The sequence below is a fragment of the Saccharopolyspora spinosa NRRL 18395 genome (assembly GCF_000194155.1).
Taxonomy (GTDB): domain Bacteria; phylum Actinomycetota; class Actinomycetes; order Mycobacteriales; family Pseudonocardiaceae; genus Saccharopolyspora; species Saccharopolyspora spinosa.
Window position 1 is genome coordinate 1,380,554 of record NZ_GL877879.1, and the last position, 17,772, is coordinate 1,398,325.

At 68.9% G+C, this 17,772-nt stretch carries 21 protein-coding genes; 5 read left to right on the forward strand and 16 right to left on the reverse strand.

The window, feature by feature from the left end; genetic code table 11:
• Genes SSPN_RS0125430 through SSPN_RS0125440 form a run of 3 tightly spaced genes read right to left on the reverse strand, consistent with a single transcriptional unit; the run spans window position 1 to window position 1,623 of the window.
• The gene (locus SSPN_RS0125430) at window positions 1-828 is read right to left on the reverse strand and encodes a helix-turn-helix domain-containing protein (RefSeq protein ID WP_010310536.1); all 828 of its coding nucleotides are present in this window, start codon (window positions 826-828) and stop codon (window positions 1-3) included.
• The gene (locus tag SSPN_RS0125435; protein WP_010310537.1) at window positions 825-1,370 is read right to left on the reverse strand and encodes a DUF6879 family protein; all 546 of its coding nucleotides are present in this window, start codon (window positions 1,368-1,370) and stop codon (window positions 825-827) included. Before SSPN_RS0125435 ends, SSPN_RS0125430 begins: the two co-directional genes overlap by 4 nt.
• Window positions 1,363-1,623 carry a hypothetical protein gene (locus tag SSPN_RS0125440; RefSeq protein WP_237710721.1) on the reverse strand — a complete coding sequence of 87 codons (261 nt, stop codon included), beginning with the start codon at window positions 1,621-1,623 and terminating at the stop codon, window positions 1,363-1,365. Before SSPN_RS0125440 ends, SSPN_RS0125435 begins: the two co-directional genes overlap by 8 nt.
• Window positions 1,624-2,155: 532 nt before the next feature.
• Here SSPN_RS0125440 and SSPN_RS0125445 point away from each other — a divergent pair.
• Window positions 2,156-2,353 carry a hypothetical protein gene (locus SSPN_RS0125445; protein ID WP_010310540.1) on the forward strand — a complete coding sequence of 66 codons (198 nt, stop codon included), beginning with the start codon at window positions 2,156-2,158 and terminating at the stop codon, window positions 2,351-2,353.
• A gap of 48 nt (window positions 2,354-2,401) precedes the next feature.
• Here SSPN_RS0125445 and SSPN_RS0125450 read toward each other — a convergent pair whose 3' ends face one another.
• Window positions 2,402-2,983, reverse strand: coding sequence for a hypothetical protein (locus tag SSPN_RS0125450; protein ID WP_148272039.1), 582 nt, complete (start codon window positions 2,981-2,983; stop codon window positions 2,402-2,404).
• 130 nt (window positions 2,984-3,113) lie between these two features.
• Between SSPN_RS0125450 and SSPN_RS57835 the strand changes: the two genes are divergently transcribed.
• Complete coding sequence (locus SSPN_RS57835) at window positions 3,114-3,377, forward strand: hypothetical protein (RefSeq protein WP_010310545.1); 264 nt, start codon at window positions 3,114-3,116, stop codon at window positions 3,375-3,377.
• Here SSPN_RS57835 and SSPN_RS62935 read toward each other — a convergent pair.
• The 7 genes from SSPN_RS62935 to arc form a co-directional block, all read right to left on the reverse strand.
• A complete protein-coding gene (locus SSPN_RS62935; protein WP_083822113.1) occupies window positions 3,271-3,810 on the reverse strand; it encodes a recombinase family protein in 540 nt (179 codons plus the stop codon). The genes SSPN_RS57835 and SSPN_RS62935 overlap by 107 nt on opposite strands.
• Window positions 3,811-3,849: 39 nt before the next feature.
• Complete coding sequence (prcA, locus tag SSPN_RS0125460) at window positions 3,850-4,599, reverse strand: proteasome subunit alpha (RefSeq protein WP_010310547.1); 750 nt, start codon at window positions 4,597-4,599, stop codon at window positions 3,850-3,852.
• 57 nt (window positions 4,600-4,656) lie between these two features.
• Window positions 4,657-5,502, reverse strand: coding sequence for a proteasome subunit beta (gene prcB / locus SSPN_RS0125465; RefSeq protein ID WP_010310550.1), 846 nt, complete (start codon window positions 5,500-5,502; stop codon window positions 4,657-4,659).
• A 139-nt stretch (window positions 5,503-5,641) separates the two neighbouring features.
• Window positions 5,642-5,833 carry a ubiquitin-like protein Pup gene (locus SSPN_RS0125470; protein ID WP_010310552.1) on the reverse strand — a complete coding sequence of 64 codons (192 nt, stop codon included), beginning with the start codon at window positions 5,831-5,833 and terminating at the stop codon, window positions 5,642-5,644.
• A gap of 158 nt (window positions 5,834-5,991) precedes the next feature.
• A complete protein-coding gene (gene dop, locus SSPN_RS0125475) occupies window positions 5,992-7,491 on the reverse strand; it encodes a depupylase/deamidase Dop (protein ID WP_010310553.1) in 1,500 nt (499 codons plus the stop codon).
• A gap of 164 nt (window positions 7,492-7,655) precedes the next feature.
• Window positions 7,656-8,606, reverse strand: coding sequence for an aldo/keto reductase (locus SSPN_RS0125480; protein WP_029535714.1), 951 nt, complete (start codon window positions 8,604-8,606; stop codon window positions 7,656-7,658).
• 80 nt (window positions 8,607-8,686) lie between these two features.
• The gene (gene arc / locus SSPN_RS0125485) at window positions 8,687-10,468 is read right to left on the reverse strand and encodes a proteasome ATPase (RefSeq protein WP_029535715.1); all 1,782 of its coding nucleotides are present in this window, start codon (window positions 10,466-10,468) and stop codon (window positions 8,687-8,689) included.
• Window positions 10,469-10,988: 520 nt separating this feature from the next.
• Between arc and SSPN_RS0125490 the strand changes: the two genes are divergently transcribed.
• The gene (locus tag SSPN_RS0125490; RefSeq protein ID WP_010310558.1) at window positions 10,989-11,636 is read left to right on the forward strand and encodes an Rv0361 family membrane protein; all 648 of its coding nucleotides are present in this window, start codon (window positions 10,989-10,991) and stop codon (window positions 11,634-11,636) included.
• 393 nt (window positions 11,637-12,029) lie between these two features.
• Entirely contained in the window at window positions 12,030-12,446 is a 417-nt protein-coding gene (locus tag SSPN_RS57040) for a hypothetical protein (protein WP_158309647.1), read from the forward strand.
• A gap of 58 nt (window positions 12,447-12,504) precedes the next feature.
• On the opposite strand, the gene SSPN_RS0125500 is transcribed toward SSPN_RS57040, so the two are convergent.
• Window positions 12,505-13,338, reverse strand: a complete 834-nt coding sequence (locus SSPN_RS0125500) for a tRNA (adenine-N1)-methyltransferase (RefSeq protein WP_010310562.1) — start codon at window positions 13,336-13,338, stop codon at window positions 12,505-12,507.
• A 121-nt stretch (window positions 13,339-13,459) separates the two neighbouring features.
• Entirely contained in the window at window positions 13,460-14,599 is a 1,140-nt protein-coding gene (locus SSPN_RS0125505) for a site-2 protease family protein (protein WP_010310563.1), read from the reverse strand.
• An 89-nt stretch (window positions 14,600-14,688) separates the two neighbouring features.
• Between SSPN_RS0125505 and SSPN_RS0125510 the strand changes: the two genes are divergently transcribed.
• Window positions 14,689-15,579: a RecB family exonuclease gene (locus tag SSPN_RS0125510; RefSeq protein WP_010310566.1), complete on the forward strand. Its 891-nt coding sequence runs from the start codon at window positions 14,689-14,691 to the stop codon at window positions 15,577-15,579.
• A gap of 10 nt (window positions 15,580-15,589) precedes the next feature.
• Here SSPN_RS0125510 and SSPN_RS0125515 read toward each other — a convergent pair whose 3' ends face one another.
• From SSPN_RS0125515 to SSPN_RS0125525, 3 genes are all read right to left on the reverse strand, one after another.
• The gene (locus tag SSPN_RS0125515) at window positions 15,590-16,435 is read right to left on the reverse strand and encodes a VOC family protein (protein WP_010310568.1); all 846 of its coding nucleotides are present in this window, start codon (window positions 16,433-16,435) and stop codon (window positions 15,590-15,592) included.
• A gap of 135 nt (window positions 16,436-16,570) precedes the next feature.
• Window positions 16,571-17,419 (reverse strand): ATP phosphoribosyltransferase, encoded by an 849-nt coding sequence (hisG, locus tag SSPN_RS0125520; protein ID WP_010310570.1) that lies wholly within the window; start codon window positions 17,417-17,419, stop codon window positions 16,571-16,573.
• Window positions 17,420-17,454: 35 nt separating this feature from the next.
• Entirely contained in the window at window positions 17,455-17,718 is a 264-nt protein-coding gene (locus SSPN_RS0125525; RefSeq protein ID WP_010310572.1) for a phosphoribosyl-ATP diphosphatase, read from the reverse strand.
• Window positions 17,719-17,772 lie beyond the last annotated feature (54 nt).

The window sequence follows — 17,772 nt, forward strand, 5'->3', positions numbered from 1 at the left end:
TCAGCGGGGTAGGCGCGCCAGCAGTGCGCGGGCCTCGTTGCCCTCGGCTGCGACGGTCCATAGCGCGTCCGCTTGTCGGCGGTACTGGTCGATTTCGGCCGGGTCGGTCACGATGATCTCCGTGTTGACGGTTTCGATGAGCACCTGATCGTCCAGGATCCAGAAGCCGTGCAGCGGGATCACCGGCAGGCACACGTCCAGCGGGACGATGCCGAGCCGAAACGTCGACAGTTCCAGCAGTGTGGCCAACCGGTCGAGCTGTCCGGCCATCACGTCCGGCGGGCACACTGGCGACCGTAGCGCCGCCTCGGTCACCAGGATCTCGATTTCCTTGCTGGAGTCGTAAAGCACCTGCTGCCGGGCGATGCGTGCCCGCACCGACTCCTCCACATCCGCCAGGGTGCCCATGAACTCGGCGTTGAGGGCGAACACATGGCGCGCGTAGTCAGCGGTCTGAAGAAGACCGGGCACCAGCGCGGTCTCGACCACGCGGATCACCTGCGCCTGGGTCTCCAGGTCGGCGGCCACGACTTGCCGGGCGGCGTTGCCGTGCCGCAGCTGGCGTTTCCAGCTCGCAGCGGCCAGACGGATCTCACGGAGTTCGGCACGCAGTTCCGAGGCCACCGACTCATCGGCGCCGGTGGCCTCGGTCCAGGTGGTCAGGTCCGCATCGGAGGCGAGTTGTGCGCCGGTTTCGATGCGGGAGACCTTGGACTGCGGCCAGCCGCAGTGATCGGCGAACCGCTTACCGCTGGGGAATCCGGCAGCTTCGCGGAGCTGGCGCAGCCGTTCGCCGAACGCGGCGCGGCGGTGTTCGAGTTCGCTCACGTGCTCCCCGGTGGCGTGGTACTCAGGTAGTCGTCGAGGGTCAACGCATGATCGCACGCGCGCACCTGCCACCTGCGGTACCGCGCCACCTGCTCGGAGGCGGTGACGATCCCCGCGCCAGTAAACGCGAGCGTCGCCGCGTCGAAGTGCATGACGGCCACCTTCCGATCGTCGAAGATCCAAAAGTCCTGCTCGGGCAACTCCAGGGCGGCAGCCCGCCGGGCGTCCAGGACCCGAATGTCTTCCCCTGCGTCGAGGTTCGCCCGCATCACCCGGTCGATCTGCCACCGCTGCCAGTCGGTCGGCGGATCGCTGAAGACTCGGACGCGGCCGAACAGCTTGCCCGCTGTGGTGGCCGCGCGGATGTCATCGAGCCAGTCGCCCATCCATTCGAGATCGTCGGGCTGACCTGTGCGCCACGCTTCGAGCGGCCCCAGCTCGTACTCCTCGGCGTAGCTGGGTTGGGCCTCCCAGCGCCATGCAGTGCGCTCGAAGGTGGCGAACAGTTCGGCGAAGTCGTCGCCGGTCACCAGTTCAGTCACGGGGCGCGAACCCGAGCAGGGCTTTCGGGATCTCCACGGCCGTCTCGTGGTCGGGCATGCCACGTTCCCGCAGGGCAGCCAGCGCTTCAGGATCGGTGATCTCGTAGCCCTGCACCACATAGGTGTCCCGATCGGTCTCGTACAAATTCGGGCATTGCCCCTTCGACGAGGTCGTGCCCAGGAACGTCAGCCGCATGGCGATCTCCTCAAGGTGGGTTGGGTCGCCGAGCATCTTCGACACATAGTCACGCATCGTCAACACTTGAACACACCTATGCAGTAACTATGCGCGTGAATGCTTGCTTAATGCTTGCCGCACCGGCACACTTCGGCGCGTGAACTCAGACGCCGGACACCCGCTCCTCCTCGCGCTCGCGCTACTCGGCGCTGTGGGGACGATTCCCGCGTTGTGGGCGCTCTCGGCGTTGACCACCTGGTGGCCAGACTCCGACGCTCAGATCCTCTGGCGCGCCCGCTGGCGCGACATCACCCGACCACTCAAGCGATTCCCTCGACTCGTGGCGGCCCGAAGCGGATGACCCCGAAGCCCCTCGGGGCCGCCACACACCACCGGGCGGGCGCCCGATGACCCGCCGGGACACCGTGCTCGCGGTGCTGCTGCGCAAAGCGCAATGGGCGCTTGACGACACTGCTCACGATCTCCCCGCCGGACGCTGCACTGACGCCGACTGAGAGGCACTCGCCGCCGTGCTTGAAGAACTCGCCGCCGGACTGCGTGGCCAGGAGGCGGCGCCCGCCGTGAACGACACGAAGCGGACCGAACTATGACGGAGTCGCTTCGGTGGTGGCCGGGTGTGTCTCGGCGGCTGCTGCACCAGATCCCGGACCAGGCCCGCTACATCACGCTGGGCGGGTCAGTGGCGTGGGTCGCGACCTGCGGATCCGTGTGCTGGCCGCCACCCGGGGGCATCGTCCCGCGCGGCTACGGACGGTGCGGCGAATGCGAGTCGAGCGGCGGGTGAGCTGAGGCGACGGATACTTCGGCTCCGAAGACGGAAGTACCGGCCAGGTCAATCCTCGTTGAGGATCCGTTTCGGCTCGCCGTTGCCGGTACTGTGCCAGCGCAGCCCCATTGCGTCAGCGAAACTGAACGTCACCAGGTAGCCGTCATTCTGCTCCCCAAGCCCACGCGCGATGGGCTCACCCTGCTGATCAAGCAGCTCGACAGGTACCGTGTGGGTCTTTCCTGCGAGCAGTATTTGCCGAAAGTCTGAGGGGTTTCCCCTCGCGGTGCGCCTCACTCTCCATTCCAGCTTCGGCCGTTGGCCAAGCGCGATCCTCTCGATCTCCACCATGAACACCGGTTCGGAACTGTGGTTCGTCACATCGATGTTGATGGCGCCTATGCCGCCGACCCTCAACGCGATGAGTCGTGCCTGCGCCTTCGCTCGATCGTTCTGCTCGGCATCGGCGCGGCGCCAGTCCTGATGAGCGATCCAAAGCGCGGTGGCCGCGGCGGCGATCGAGCCGACCCCGCCGACCCATTCCCCCAGGCCGAGAACCAGCCGTCGCTCTTGCCGCCGACCACACCCCACATGACGAGACCCGTAAGCCCGAGCGTGACGCCTCCGATCGAGGGCCACACGATCCACTTCCGCACGCTTGACTGATCGCCAGAGTCACCGACTGTGTTTCCGAAGTAACGCGACTAGTCATCCTGCGATCGGTGAGCCGGAGCCGGTGCGCACTCGCGGTGACCGGCCACTCTCAAGGGGAGCCCACGTGGCGAAGCGAACGAAGGTCCTGACGGTCACGATCAGGATGGAGATGGGGAACCGCAAGATCAGCGGCAAGCGCGTCCGTGCCGTCGCTGGGGCGGTGGTCGATGCCGCACAGCAAGCGGCAGCGGAGGAACTACTGGAAAACAGCCTGGACAGTGTCACCGGGCACGCAACGTGGGCGTACGAGTGGCTGAACACCCCCGTTGCGGCATCACAGGACTGGGAAGACGACCTGGACGAAGACGACGCGGACGACGCGGCCTGACCTTCTGCGTAAGGAAGAAGACCCGGCCGTCGGCCGGGTCTTCCTTACTGGAACGGATGCCGTCTTCAAGAGAAGAATGCGGCGCGGCGGCGGTCAGCTCGCCGACGCGTCCCCGTCGCCCAGGTGTCGATAGTTGATCGTGCAGATCCCGGGAGATTATGGGCTCCCAGTCGGCTCGCACGTTCTCCAACACCTTGCCCTGGTGCACTCGTAGCCCGGCGTAGGTTGGTGAGACGACGGTTCGCCGTACAGCGCCGAGCGACCAGGGAACGCCCGTGCGGGTGCGTATACCGCGCGCGTTCAGGTCGTTGGCGATCCGCGTCAGTGGTTCTCCAGATAGCGCCCGCTCCGCCATTTCCGGACCAACGGTGCGGTTTCCGGGTCGGGTACCTGACGCACTAGCTTCCCCTTGGCAGGGTCCCCGCACCGCCATCGGCGGCCGGGGCGTCACCAACGTGCCGGCATCGTGCGGCTAGTCGCCGTTCTCCGGCTTGTCCTCGGAGCCGGCTTCCGGCTCGGCATCGGCCTCTTCCTGCTTGGGCAGCAGCGCTTCCAGCGCCGCACCGATGACCCGGCGGAACGTCCGGTTCGGCTTGGCACGGTCGAGCACGGCGACCTCAAGCTGCTTGACGCCCAATTCCCGCGATTTCTCCCCGCCGGAGGACAGCGCGCGGATCGCGAGCTCGGCAGCGGCGGTCAGCTCCAGCCCGTCGCTGAAGGAATCCTTGAGCGTGCTGGCGATCGCGTCGGCCTGGCCGCCCATCACCACGTACTGCGGCTCGTCCACGATGGACCCGTCGTAGGTCAACCGGTACAGCTGGTCGGTGTCGGCGGTGAAACCGACCTCGGCCACGCAGATCTCCACCTCGAACGGCTTGATCTGCTCGGTGAAGATCGCCCCCAGGTGCTGGGCGTAGGTGTTGGCCAGCGACCGGCCGGTGACGTCCCGGCGGTCGTAGGAGTACCCGCGGACGTCGGCGATGCGCACGCCGGCCACCCGCAGCGCCTCGAACTCGCTGTAGCGGCCCACCGCCGCGAATCCGATGCGGTCGTAGATCTCGGCGACCTTGTGCAGCGTCGGCGACGGGTTCTCGGCGACGAACAGCACGCCACCGGCGTACTTCAGGACCACCACGCTGCGGCCCCGCGCGATGCCCTTGCGGGCCAGCTCGGAGCGCTCCCGCATCAACTGCTCGGGGGAGGTGTAGAACGGCATCGTCACAGCTGTGCACTCCTGGTTCGAATCAGCTCGCTGCGAGCGGGTTGGATCTGGCCTGGGTCAGCCGCCGGGGTTCTCCAACCGGCCGTTGACCACCTCGGTGGCGATCTCGGAGGTCCGCTCCTCGGGCATCCGCACCGCGCCGTCCGCGCCGGTGATCGTGATGACCGACGGGTAGATGCGCCGGGACACGTCCGGGCCACCGGTGGCGGTGTCGTCGTCGGCCGCGTCGTAGAGCGCCTCCACCGCGGAGCGCGCCGCGGTGTCCAGGTCGGCGTCCGGGTCGAAGCGCTTCTTCAGCGCCGATTTCGCGAACAGCGAACCCGAACCGACAGCATGGTAGCCGCCGACCTCGTCGTACCGGCCGCCGACGACGTCGTAGGAGACGATCCGACCGGCCCGGTCGGGGTCCTCGGCTTCGGTGTCGTAGCCGACGAACAGCGGCACGACCGCCAGGCCCTGCATCGCGGCCGCCAGGTTGCCGCGCAGCTGGGTGGCCAGCTTGTTCGCCTTGCCGTCCAGCGAAAGCGGGATGCCTTCGAGCTTCTCGTAGTGCTCCAGTTCGACCGCGTAAAGCTTGACGAGTTCCTGAGCCACACCGGCGGTACCGGCGATGCCCACCGCCGAATACGCGTCGGTGACGAACAGCTTCTCCATGTCCCGCTGGGCGATCAGGTTGCCCATCGTGGCTCGCCGGTCACCGGCGAGCAGCACGCCACCGCGGAAGGCCACCGCGACGATCGTGGTGCCGTGCGGGGCCAGCACCGTCCCCTCCGGCACCGCCCGGCCGCCGGGCAGCAGTTCGGGCGCGGTGGCGCGGAGGAAGTCGGTGAACGAGGAAGACCCCGGCGTGAGGTAGGCGGCGGGCAGGGCCTGACCCGGGAACTGGGCCGAGCTCGGTTCCATCAGCGACATCGTCTCCCGATCGAAGGGCTTGCGACTTCGGTAGCACTCTAATCATGATCCGGCGCGCAGCGGGAGACGCCGGGCCGGAGGTGCCGGCCCGGCGCGGCCCGTGCCGACGGCGTCGGATCGGGCCCGCGGACTACTGGCCGCCCTTCTGCACGTAGGCGCGGACGAAGTCCTCGGCGTTCTCCTCCAGGACGTCGTCGATTTCGTCCAGGATGGCGTCGACGTCCTCGCCGAGTTTCTCGCGACGTTCCTGACCGGCGGCCTCCGGGCCCTGCTCTTCGTCGCCTTCTCCGCCGCCGTGCCGCTGAACCTTTTCCTGGGACATCTTGCCTCCCGGTGGTTGCCCTTTCGGGTGTTGTCCCCGCAGCGGGGACACCCTGCTGTGAACACTACCCATCCGACACCCATTAGCCCACGTCCAGCCGAGCGGAATTTCGATCATCGCACCGGCCTGACGTGCGCGAAACGTGGTTTCCCGGAGTCTCACCCCTTGGTCAGCGAGTCAACCAGCTCCTCGGCGCTGGCCGCGGCCTCCAGCAGCGCGCCGACGTGGGCCTTGGTGCCGCGCAGCGGTTCCAACGTCGGGATGCGCACCAGGGATTCCCGGCCCAGGTCGAAGATCACCGAGTCCCAGGACGCCGCGGCCACCTCGGCCGGGTAGCGCTCCAGGCACCGGCCGCGGAAGTAGGCGCGGGTGTCCTCCGGCGGCGCGGTGACCGCGTCCCGCACCTCGTCCTCGCTGACCAGACGCTTCATCGAGCCGCGGGCGACCAGCCGGTTGTACAGGCCCTTGTCCAGCCGCACGTCGGAGTACTGCAGGTCGATCATGTGCAGCCGCGGCGACGCCCAGCCCAGGCTGTCACGGGTCCGGTAGCTCTCCATCAGCCGCAGCTTGGCGGGCCAGTCCAGCCGGTCGGCGCAGTCCATCGGGTCACCGCTTAGGAGGTCCAGCACCTCGCCCCAGGACTCCAGCACGTCGCGGGCCGCGCTCTCGGCGCCGTGTTCGTCGAGGTGCCGGGCGGCGCGCTCGTGGTAGGCGCGCTGCAGGTCCAGGCCGGTGAACCGGCGCCCGTCGGTGAGCTCGACGGTCTGCTTCAGGGTCGGGTCGTGGCTGATCAGGTGCACGGCCTGCACCGGGTCGGCCAGCTTCAGGTCGTCGAAGCGCTGCCCGGACTCGATCATGTCCAGCACCAGGGCAGTGGCGCCGAGCTTGAGGTAGGTCGAGGTTTCCGCGAGGTTCGCGTCGCCGATGATGACGTGCAGCCGCCGGTACTTGTCGGCGTCGGCGTGCGGCTCGTCGCGGGTGTTGATGATGCCGCGCTTGAGGGTGGTCTCCAGGCCGACCTCGACCTCGATGTAGTCGGAGCGCTGGGAGAGCTGGAACCCGGCCTTCTCCCCCGCCTGCCCGATGCCGACCCGGCCCGAGCCGCAGATCACCTGGCGGGACGCGAAGAACGGGGTCAGGCCGCCGATCACGGAGGTGAACGGGGTGGTGCGCGACATCAGGTAGTTCTCGTGGGTGCCGTAGCTGGCGCCCTTGCCGTCGACGTTGTTCTTGTACAGCTGGATCGGCGCGGTGCCGGGCACGCTGGCCGCCCGCATCGCCGCCTCCTCCATGACGCGTTCGCCGGCCTTGTCCCAGATGACCGCGTCCCGCGGGTTGGTCACCTCCGGGGCCGAGTACTCCGGGTGCGCGTGGTCGACGTACAGCCGCGCGCCGTTGGTGAGGATGACGTTGGCCGCGCCGAGGTCGTCGCCGTCCGAGCCGTTGGTCTGCTGCGCCACGGTGCTGAGGTCGAAACCACGGGCGTCACGCAGCGGCGACTCGACCTCGTAGTCCCAGCGTGCGCGCCGCGCCCGCGGGATGTCGGCCGCCGCCGCGTAGGCCAGCACGATGTGCGTGGAGGTCAGCACCGGGTTGGCGCTGGAGTCGCCCGGCACGACGATGCCGTACTCGACCTCGGTTCCCATGATCCGCCGCATACCACGCAGCGTACGGGGTATCGCCGACCAAGCGGAGTGCCGCACGCCACAGGTATCCGACAGGTCCGAACTGTGACCCGATTCGGCGCAACGCGTGTGCCTCGAAGGGTGGACGCGACGATCGGGGAATGAGCGCGGGCGATGAATTGGTGGCCCGGTACGCCCTAGCGCCAGGGCAGCTCGGCTCGTTCGCCCCAGTAGGTCGCGGCGTCGCGGGCCAGCGGCCGGAGCGCGTCGATGTCCCGATCGGTCAGTTCCACCCGGCACGCCGCCAGGTTCGACTCCAGCTGCTCGACGCTGGCCGCGCCCATCAGCACCACGCCGGCCCAGGGCTGGCGCAGGACGTGCGCGAGCGCGATGGCGTCCGTCCCCACGCCGTGCCGGTCCGCGATCTTGGCCATCGCCGGCGGCGGGTCCACCGCGAGCCGCCCGTTGGCCAGGGTTTCCTTCACCAGCACCCGCCAGCCCCCCGTGTGCGCCTCGGCGAGGTACCGGCCCACGGACGGCTCCAGGGTGTTCCAGGTGGACTGCACGGCACCGAACAGTTGCCGCCCGCCGACCTCGATCTCCCAGGCGCTTTCGATGGTGTCGCCCTGCGCCGCGCCGCTGGTGGAGAAGCCCAGCAGCACCCCGGCGTCCCGGATCCGGGCCAGCTCGTGCTGCAGCGCCAGATCCTCGAACAGCGGGCTGCCGGTGGTCAGCGAATGCACCTGGTACAGGTCGATCCGGTCGCCGAGCAGCGTCCGGGTCTCCGCCCACTGGGTGCGCAGGCGTTCCACCGAGTGCTCTTTGACCTCGTGCACCTCGGTTTCGATGCGCCACTGCGCGACGTAGGCGTAGCCCCACTTACTGGACACCGTGACGTCCTGGTGGCCGCGTTCGCGCAGCCATTCCGCGAGGAACTGCTCGGCGCTGCCGTAGGAGCGTGCCGTGTCCACCCAGCGGATCCCGTTCGCGTACGCGGCGTCGAGCACCGTTCGGGTGCGTTCCCGCATCGCCTGCGCGGTGCGCTGCACGGGCAGCACGTCGGCGCGCCCGACGTTGATGTAGGCGGGCCTGCCGAGCGCGGCGAGGCCGAGTCCTAGGCGCTGTACGGGTTGTTGGGCTGGGAACATGCCTGGAAAGTAATCGCTGTCGCTGCGCCGCACAGCTCGGGGCCGCCACCCGCGTGGGGATGGCGGCCCCGGCTGCTTCCTTACAGGTACTGGCCCGTGTTGGTGGCCGTGTCGATCGCTCGACCGGACTCCTGGTTCTTCCCGCTGACCAGGGTGCGGATGTACACGATCCGCTCGCCCTTCTTGCCGGAGATGCGGGCCCAATCATCCGGGTTGGTGGTGTTGGGCAGGTCCTCGTTCTCGGCGAACTCGTCGATAATGGCGTCCTGCAGGTGCTGCACGCGCAGACCCGGCTGGCGGGTCTCCAGCACCGACTTGATGGCCGCCTTCTTCGCCCGGTCCACGATGTTCTGGATCATCGCGCCCGAGTTGAAGTCCTTGAAGTACAGAACTTCCTTGTCGCCGTTGGCGTAGGTGACCTCAAGGAACCGGTTCTCCTCGGTCTCGGCGTACATCCGCTCGACCGTGGTCTGGATCATCGCCTCCACGCACGCGCCCTTGTCGCCGCCGAACTCCTTGAGGTCCTCCTCGTGGATCGGCAGCGACTTGGTCAGGTACTTGGAGAAAATGTCCTTGGCGGACTCGGCGTCCGGACGCTCGATCTTGATCTTCACGTCCAGTCGGCCCGGGCGCAGGATCGCCGGGTCGATCATGTCCTCGCGGTTGGAGGCGCCGATGACGATGACGTTCTCCAGCCCCTCGACACCGTCGATCTCGCTGAGCAGCTGCGGCACGATGGTGGTTTCCACGTCGGAGGAAACCCCGCTGCCGCGGGTCCGGAAGATCGAGTCCATCTCGTCGAAGAACACGATCACCGGGGTGCCCTCGGAGGCCTTCTCGCGAGCCCGCTGGAAGATCAGGCGGATGTGCCGCTCGGTCTCGCCGACGAACTTGTTGAGCAGCTCGGGGCCCTTGATGTTCAGGAAGTAGGACTTGGCCTGACCGTCGTCGTCCCCGCGCGCGGCGGCGACCTGCTTCGCCAGCGAGTTGGCGACAGCCTTGGCGATCAGCGTCTTGCCGCAGCCAGGCGGGCCGTACAGCAACACGCCCTTCGGCGGCCGCAGCTGGTACTCGATGTAGAGGTCGGAGTGCAGGAACGGCAGCTCCACCGCGTCCCGGATCTGCTCGATCTGGCCGGCCAGCCCGCCGATGTCCTGGTACCCGACGTCGGGCACCTCCTCCAGCACGAGGTCTTCGACCTCGGCCTTCGGCACGACGTCGTAGGCGTAGCCCGCCTTGCTGTCGACGAGCACCGAGTCGCCCGACTTCAGGCCGGACGTGGCCAGTGGTTCGGTGACCCACACCACGCGTTCCTCGTCGGTGTGGCCCAGCACCAGCGCCCGGGGGCTCTCCCCGGCACCGCTGGACATGAGCTCCCGGAAGGTGCAGACCTCACCGGTTTGTTCGAACGCACCAGCCTCCACCACCGTCAGGGCCTCGTTGAGGCGCACTGACTGGCCCAGTCTCAGTTCCTCCGTCTCGACGTTGGGCGACACCGCCACCCGCATCTTGCGACCAGACGTGAACACGTCGACCGTGCTGTCCTCGTAGCGGTTCAGGTAGCCGCTGGGGGGCTGGGCAAGTCGGTCGACTTCTTCGCGCAGCGCCATCAGCTGGCCCCGCGCTTCCTTTAGGGTCTCGGTGAGCTTGGCGTTCCGTTCGGTGAGCTGACTCACTCGCTCGGATGCCTCGGCCAGCCGCTTTTCCAGCAACCGGACCTGTTGGGGAGACTCGTTGAGCCTGCGGCGCAGCAGCGCAACCTCGTCCTCCAGGAGACGAATCTGGCTGCGGAGTTCTGCGGAGCCACCGCTGTACTGCTCGCCGCCCTCCTCAGGCCGGCTGCCGGGACGGTCGTGCTGCATGTCGGCACCCTCCTCCCGTGCTCGTACCACCACGGTACCGGCGATCACCGACGACGGCGGCGTCGTTGATGCCCGCCGGATCGCCCAGCGTGCCACAAAAATCCGCGAATACCCACGAGTTGGGCAAGGTTGATACCCGCGGGTCGGGCAATTCCCCGGCCGGGCGGACACGTTGCGTTGACGATCATGGTCCGTTCGATACGTTCGACGCCGGGTCGCTCGGCCCCGCGAGCACCGGTTTTCCGTTGCGCCACGCGGATCGCGGCGGTCGGCGGACATCCGGGTTAACCGATCCGGCAACCGGGTGGCGTTGCGGCGGTCCGCACGTCGGCACACGCAGCACTTCTCCCATCATTTGGAACAACTGCGCTCGGACACCACTCACGCGGGACGAACGCTCCGTGACGTTTAAATGCCGAAAAGTCCACTCCATGCACGTCACGCCGCAGGCTCTGATCTACTTACGGCCGCCGCGCACACTGCGGCCGCGAGACTCAACACCACTCCGGGGGAGGAGTTCATGACCTATCCGCCACAGCAACCTGGACCGGGCGGGTGGGGCCAGCAACCCACGGGCAACGGATTCCCGCAGCAGGGCCCGTCGGGAACCCCGCAGCAGCAACCCGCCTGGTATGGCAACCAGCACACCGGCTGGGGCCAGCAGCAGGAACAGCCGCAGCAGGCGCCCATGCCCCCGCAGTGGGGCAGCGAGTTCGGCCCCGGTTCCTGGCTCCAGGAACCCAACGGCTTCGCCGACGTCGAGCCGCCGCGGCAGAAGAAGTCGAAGCTGCCGCTGATCCTCGGTCTGGTCGGGGCGCTGGTCGTCGTCGCCGGAATCGGCGTCGGGGTGTTCTTCTGGCTGGGCAGCGGCCCCGGCGAGGCCCGTCCGGTGGCCCAGGAGGTCGTGAACAAGGTCAACGCCGGTGACTTCGCCGGTGTCAGCGGCTTGTTCTGCCAGTCCAACAAGGCCCAGCTGGACAAGGACATGGGCCAGCTCAAGCAGTGGAAATTCAACATCAAGCTGGGCAACGTCACCGAGCGTGGCGACCAGGCCACCGCAAAGTTGACCGGAACCTACGAGGCCGACGGATCGTCCACACCTGTGGACCAGACGATGGGCCTGATCGTCGAGGACGGCACCTGGAAGGTCTGTCAACTCGACCAGTGAGCCCGCAAGCTGAGAATTTCAAAACGGGGGAGGACCCATGACGTACCCACCGCAGCAGCCACCCGGACAGGGCGGCTGGGGGCAGCAGCCCGGCGGCCAGTACCCGCCCAGCGGTGGCCAGCCGCAGCAGCCCCCCCCCAGCCGCAGCAGCCAGGCGGCGCCTACCCGCCCAGCGGCGGTCAGCCCCAGCAGGGGTACGGCCAGCCGGGCGGCGCGTACCCGCAGAGCGGGCCGCAGCCGCAGCAGGGCTTCGGTGAGCAGCCCCCGTACCCGCCGCAGGGCGGCGGATACGGCCAGCCGGGCTTAGCCGCCCCGAAGAAGAAGTCCCCGCTCCCCTGGATCCTCGGCGGCGTCGGCGGTCTGCTCGTCATCGGCCTGGTGATCACCCTTATCGTGGTCTTCACCGGGGGCCCCGGCGACCCCCGGAAGGTCGCCCAGCAGGGCGTCGACATGATCAACTCCAAGGACTTCGCCGGTCTGCAGCCGCTGGCCTGCAAGAAGGACCAGGAAGACTTCCAGAAGATGCTCGACACCTTCGAGGGCAAAAGTGGCGAGTTCGACGAGCTCAAGGAATTCGGCGTCACCGACTCCGACATCCAGAAGCTGATCGACGGCATGAAGATCGAGCTGCAGCTGGGCAACGTCAAGGACAACGGCGACAACACCGCCACGGCCAAGGTCACCGGCAACATGAGCATCACCGCCGACGTCGAGATCATGGGTCAGAACCTGGCCGACCTGATCCCCGACCAGCCGATCGACGAGGAGTTCAAGCTGATCGTCGAAGACGGCTCCTGGAAGCTCTGCTGATCCACACCTGATCACGTGCGGAGGCCCGCCCCCGATTCGGGGGGCGGGCCTCCTCGCGTCAGCCCTTGCTCGGGCGGCGCTGCACCCGGGGTGGGGTCACGCCGTCGGCCAGGCGGCGGGTGGTCAGGAGGAACGCCGTGTGGGCCACCATCCGGTGCTCGGGGCGGACCGCCATGCCCACCACGTGCCACGGGCGCAGGAGGGTTTCCCAGGCCTCGGGCTCCGTCCAGTTCTGCTGCTCGCGGATCGCCTCCGTGATCCGGGACAGCTGGGTCGTCGTGGCGACGTAGACGATCAGCACCCCACCTGGGCGCAGCTTGCCGTGGACGGCTTCCAGGACGTCCCACGGCGCGAGCATGTCGAGCACGACCCGGTCGACCGGTTCGCCGTCGTACTCCTGCACGTCGCCCAGCTGCAACGTCCAGTTGTCCGGCTTCTCGCCGAAGAACCGCCGCACGTTGCGCTCCGCGTGCTCCGCGTGGTCCTCGCGCACCTCGAACGACGTGACGCTGCCCCCCGGGCCGACCGCGCGCAGCAGGGAACAGCTCAGCGCGCCAGATCCGGCACCTGCCTCCAGCACCCGCGCGCCCGGCCGGATGTCGCCCCACATCAAGATCTGCGCCGCGTCCTTGGGGTAGATGACCTGGGCCCCGCGCGGCATGGACAGCACATAGTCGGCCAGCAGGGGGCGCAGCGCCAGGAACGAGGTGCCGCCCGCCGAGGCCACCACCGAGCCCTCCGGCTTGCCGATCAGGTCGTCGTGCGCGAGCGCACCGCGGTGCGTGTGGTACTCCCCACCCCGCTCCAGGACGACCGTGTACTTGCGGCCCTTCGGGTCGGTCAACTGAACCCGGTCGCCGGGCTGGAACTCACCGCTGACGGTGCTGCTCAACTGCTGCCTACCTTCTCCACGCTGGTACAGCGCACCATCGTCGCAGAAGACCCAAGGAGTATTCGGGTCGGCTTGCTCGGTGGTGCGGGCGACGTGCGTGGCGAAGGGAAACGACCCGCCGTCACGCGCGACGGGTGCGCAAGGCGCTGCGGAGGTCCTCGCGGCGCAGGACTCCGCTCGGCCGGCCTTCGCCGTCGACCACCAGGAACTGCCAGGCCAGCACCGACTGGACGCGCTCCAGGATCGCGTCCGGGGTTTCGCTGTCGAGCAGGATGGTGTCCGGGTCCACCGGTTCGGCGGCTCGCTCGGCCGGTTCCTTGGGCGCGTGAGTCGCCAGCCGCTCCGCCGCGGTCTGGTCGAGCAGGCCGGCCGCGATGCCGTCGGCGCGCACCAGCACCACTCCCCGGCCTGCCGCCGCCAGCAGCGCATCGCCCACCGGGCTCTCCGCCGGGAGCTGCAGGACGGGGCGCACCAGGTCGCGCAGCTCCAGCCCGGTCGGCCAGCTCTTGCGCTGCTCGGCGGCGTGTTCCGCGCTGGCCCCGGCAACCACGAACCACGCCATCAGCACGCACACGCCCAGCCGCAACCACTGGTCCTGGGCGTTGTCGAGCAGCCCGACCAGCGCCCAGGCGATCAGGGCCGCGGCGACCGCTCCCGCGCCGATCACGCCCGCCGTGGTGCCTGCTGCGCGCTTGCCGGTGATCCGCCAGGTCAGCGCCCGCAGCATCCGGCCGCCGTCCAGCGGCAGCCCCGGCAGCAGGTTGAACACGGCCACGGCCAGGTTCGCCACGCAGGTCTGCGCCACCAGCAGCCAGATCGCGCCGCCTGGCACCAGGGCGAACCAGCCGATGCCGGTGGCCAATGCCAGCACCATCGATACCGCCGGCCCGGCCGCGGCGATCAGGCCCTCCTGGGTCGGCTTCGGCGGCGTCCGGGATATCTCCGACAGGCCGCCGAGCAGGAACAGCCGGACGCGCCGCACCGGCAGCCCCAGGCGCAGCGCGACGATGCAGTGCCCGAGTTCGTGCAGCAGCACCGAAACCGCCAGCAGCACGGTGAACACCGCCGCCAGCACCGCGCTCTCCCAGATGCCCGCGTCCGGCAGGATCCGGCCCACCAGCGGCGTGTACAGCAGCACGATCAGCGCCGCCCCGAGCCACCACGACGGCGAAAGCAGCACCGGCACTCCGGCGACGCGGCACAGCAGCAGGCCGCCGTCGTTCAGCTTGGGCCGGGCAGGCGGGGATGCGGTCGACGGCATGCACGCAGGGTAGTGCGCCACACGTGAGGCGGTTGTGATCCGTGCGGCGGGTGATCGCGTGTCGGTCCGCTCGTTTAGGGTTTCGGGCCATGACGGAATCAGCGCAGGCGGCAACAGGCGGGACGCTCCAGGACGGCGGGACCAGGCGTCCTGCGCTGTCCCCGTCCCGCGCGAGCGACTTCAAGCAGTGCCCCCTGCTGTACCGGTTCCGCGCCGTGGACCGGTTGCCGGAAACGCCGACCAAGGCGCAGGTGCGCGGCACGGTGGTGCACTCGGTGCTGGAGCGGCTTTTCGGGCTGCCGACGGCCGAGCGCGACCCGACGCAGGCGCGGGCACTGCTGCAGCCGGCTTGGGAGGAGCTGCTCGCGCAGCAGCCCGAGCTGGGCGAGCTGTTCGACGGGCCCGACGACCCGGAGCTGGCGGGCTGGCTGGAGTCGGCGAACGCGCTGCTGGACGCCTACTTCGAGCTGGAGGACCCGCAGCGGCTGGAACCGCAGGCCTGCGAGCTGCGGGTGGAGACCGAGCTGGATTCCGGGGTGCTGCTGCGCGGGTTCATCGACCGGGTCGACGTGGCCCCGACCGGCGAGATCCGGCTGGTCGACTACAAGACCGGTGCCGCGCCGCGGGAGATCGGCGAGGCCAAGGCGATGTTCCAGATGAAGTTCTACGCCCTGGTTCTGTGGCGCACCCGCGGCGAGATCCCGCGCCAGCTGCTGCTGATGTACCTGGCCAGCAAGCAGCGGTTGGCGTACACGCCGGACGAGACGGAGCTGCGCCGCTTCGAGCGCACCCTGGAGGCGATCTGGCAGGCGATCCTGCGGGCGGGCAAGACCGGCGACTTCCGGCCGAACCCGAGCCGCCTGTGCGACTACTGCGACCACAAGCCGCTGTGCCCGGCCTTCGACGGCACCCCACCGCCATACCCGGGCTGGCCGGAGCCCGACCCGGGCCCCGAATCCGTCCTCGACCGCGCCGACTGACCGGTCCGGCTCAGTCCTCGTAGGGGTCGTAGTTGGCGGCGGTGCCGAAGTCACCGGCCTGGGTGGGGTCGATGACCGCGAAGCGGGCGCCGGTGGGGTCCCGGAGGACCGCGACCCGGCCGATGCTGGAGTCGTACGGGTCCACCCGCACGCGGCCGCCGAGGGTGATCGCGTTGCGCACCAGCGCGTCGGTGCCGACCTCCGCGTCCACGCCGAGGTACAGCAGCCAGTGCGGCCGGGTGGATTCCGTGATGAAGTCGCGGATCATGCTGACCCGGGCGCACACCGATTCGTCGCCGAGGTACCAGACCGAGTAGTCCGAGCGGTGCTCGGTGCCGAACTGCTCGGCGCTGTAGCCGAACAGCTCCTGGAAGAAGTTGTCTGCGGTCTGCGCCTTGATGGTGACCAGTTCGGCCCACATCAGGGTGCCCGGCAGCCCGACATCGAACTGCCAGGACTCCTCGGGTTCCAGCAGCCCGAACTCGGCGTCAGCCGGCCCCAACAGCACGGTCTTGGTGCCCAACCCGGGCACGTGGTTGCGCGGAACGGTCACGACGGCGCCGTGGTTGACGGCCCGCTCGGTGAACTCCGCGCAGTCCGCGGTGGCCAGGTAGAGCCGCCAGCTCGACTCGTCGCCGGAGGCGGCGCGCAGGCTCGCCACCGGGAACCCCTCGTGCAGGGCGATCACGTGCTCGCCGGAGAGCGGGTCGCTGTGGGTCTCGTACTCCCAGGCGAATAGCCCGGCGTAGAACTCGCGGGCCCGTTCCAGATCCGTGGTGATCAGCTCTATCCAGCAGGGCATTCCTTCGTAGAGCTCCCACCGAGGCGGGGTCTTCCCCGGTACCACGACGGCCATTTCGTCCCCCCCACCGGCTCGCTCGAGATCGCCTCGCCCCCATTATCCGCAACGGGTGCGGCCTGGTGGGGCAGTCGGGTCACAATTCGGTGGAGCATCCCGACTTTTCGGACAACCGCGCGTTCAGCGCAGCCGTCAGAGGCGGCAGGCGCGGATGTCGGACGACAGGATCGCCCTGGCGCCGACGGCCGCGAGGCGGTCCATGATCGCCGGGGCCTCCTTGCGGGAGACCATCGCGCGCACCGCCACCCAGCGGTCGTCGGCCAACGGCGACATGGTCGGCGACTCCAGGCCCGGGGTCACCTTGGTGGCGTCGTCGAGCAGCTCGCGCGGGCAGTTGTAGTCCAGCATCACGTACTGCTGGGCGAACACCACGCCCTGCAGCCGGGCGATGAGCTGGTTCTTCGCCTGCTCCTCGTCCGAGCCGCGCCGCTCGATGACCACCGCCTCGGAGTTGCAGATCTGATCGCCGAAGGCCACCAGGCCGTGCTGGCGCAGCGTTCGGCCGGAGCCGACGACGTCGGCGATGGCGTCCGCGACGCCGAGCTGGATGGAGATCTCCACCGCGCCCTCGAGCCGGATGACGTCGGCCGTCACGCCGTGCTGCGCGAGGTCGTTGGTGACGAGCTTCGGGTAGGAGGTGGCGATCCGCTTGCCCTGCAGGTCCGCGACGGTCCACTCGTGCGGGCCCGCCGGGGCGGCGTAGCGGAACGTGGAGCCGCCGAAGCCGAGCGCGAGCCGCTCCTCGACCGGCGCGCCGGAGTCGCGGGCCAGGTCGCGGCCGGTGAGCCCCAGGTCGAGCTCGCCGGAGCCGACGTAGATCGCGATGTCCTTGGGACGCAGGAAGAAGAACTCGACCTCGTTGGCGGTGTCCAGGACGGTCAGGTCCCGCTGCTCATGGCGCTGCCGGTACCCGGCTTCCGCGAGCATCTCGGAGGCGGGACCGGCCAGCGTGCCCTTGTTGGGCACAGCCACACGCAGCATGGGACTCGATCTCCTCGGTTATTCCTGGGTCGGGTTCACAGGTAGCGGTACACGTCCTCGAGGGACAGTCCGCGCCCCAGCATGATGACCTGCAGCCGGTACAGCAGCTGCGAGATCTCCTCGGCGAGCTGTTCGTCCGATTCGTGCTCGGCGGCGATCCACACCTCGCCGGCCTCTTCGAGGACCTTCTTGCCCTGGGCGTGCACCCCGGCGTCGAGCGCGGCTACCGTCGCCGAGCCTTCCGGCCGGGTGCGGGCCCGATCTTGCAGTTCGGCGAACAACTCGTCGAAGGTCTTCACAGTGCACGATCCTTGCATCCCGGGTCGCCGACCTCGACGGCGGACCCGGTCGTT

Excerpts from the sequence above, each read along its gene's own strand:
- SSPN_RS0125440 (WP_237710721.1), bottom strand. The coding sequence starts at position 1,623 with ATGCGTGACTATGTGTCGAAGATGCTCGGCGACCCAACCCACCTTGAG.
- SSPN_RS0125445 (WP_010310540.1), top strand. The coding sequence starts at position 2,156 with ATGACGGAGTCGCTTCGGTGGTGGCCGGGTGTGTCTCGGCGGCTGCTG.
- SSPN_RS62935 (WP_083822113.1), bottom strand. The coding sequence starts at position 3,810 with ATGGCGGTGCGGGGACCCTGCCAAGGGGAAGCTAGTGCGTCAGGTACC.
- prcB (WP_010310550.1), bottom strand. The coding sequence starts at position 5,502 with ATGGAACCGAGCTCGGCCCAGTTCCCGGGTCAGGCCCTGCCCGCCGCC.
- SSPN_RS0125470 (WP_010310552.1), bottom strand. The coding sequence starts at position 5,833 with ATGTCCCAGGAAAAGGTTCAGCGGCACGGCGGCGGAGAAGGCGACGAA.
- dop (WP_010310553.1), bottom strand. The coding sequence starts at position 7,491 with ATGCGGCGGATCATGGGAACCGAGGTCGAGTACGGCATCGTCGTGCCG.
- SSPN_RS0125480 (WP_029535714.1), bottom strand. The coding sequence starts at position 8,606 with ATGTTCCCAGCCCAACAACCCGTACAGCGCCTAGGACTCGGCCTCGCC.
- arc (WP_029535715.1), bottom strand. The coding sequence starts at position 10,468 with ATGCAGCACGACCGTCCCGGCAGCCGGCCTGAGGAGGGCGGCGAGCAG.
- SSPN_RS0125490 (WP_010310558.1), top strand. The coding sequence starts at position 10,989 with ATGACCTATCCGCCACAGCAACCTGGACCGGGCGGGTGGGGCCAGCAA.
- SSPN_RS0125505 (WP_010310563.1), bottom strand. The coding sequence starts at position 14,599 with ATGCCGTCGACCGCATCCCCGCCTGCCCGGCCCAAGCTGAACGACGGC.
- SSPN_RS0125510 (WP_010310566.1), top strand. The coding sequence starts at position 14,689 with ATGACGGAATCAGCGCAGGCGGCAACAGGCGGGACGCTCCAGGACGGC.
- SSPN_RS0125515 (WP_010310568.1), bottom strand. The coding sequence starts at position 16,435 with ATGGCCGTCGTGGTACCGGGGAAGACCCCGCCTCGGTGGGAGCTCTAC.
- hisG (WP_010310570.1), bottom strand. The coding sequence starts at position 17,419 with ATGCTGCGTGTGGCTGTGCCCAACAAGGGCACGCTGGCCGGTCCCGCC.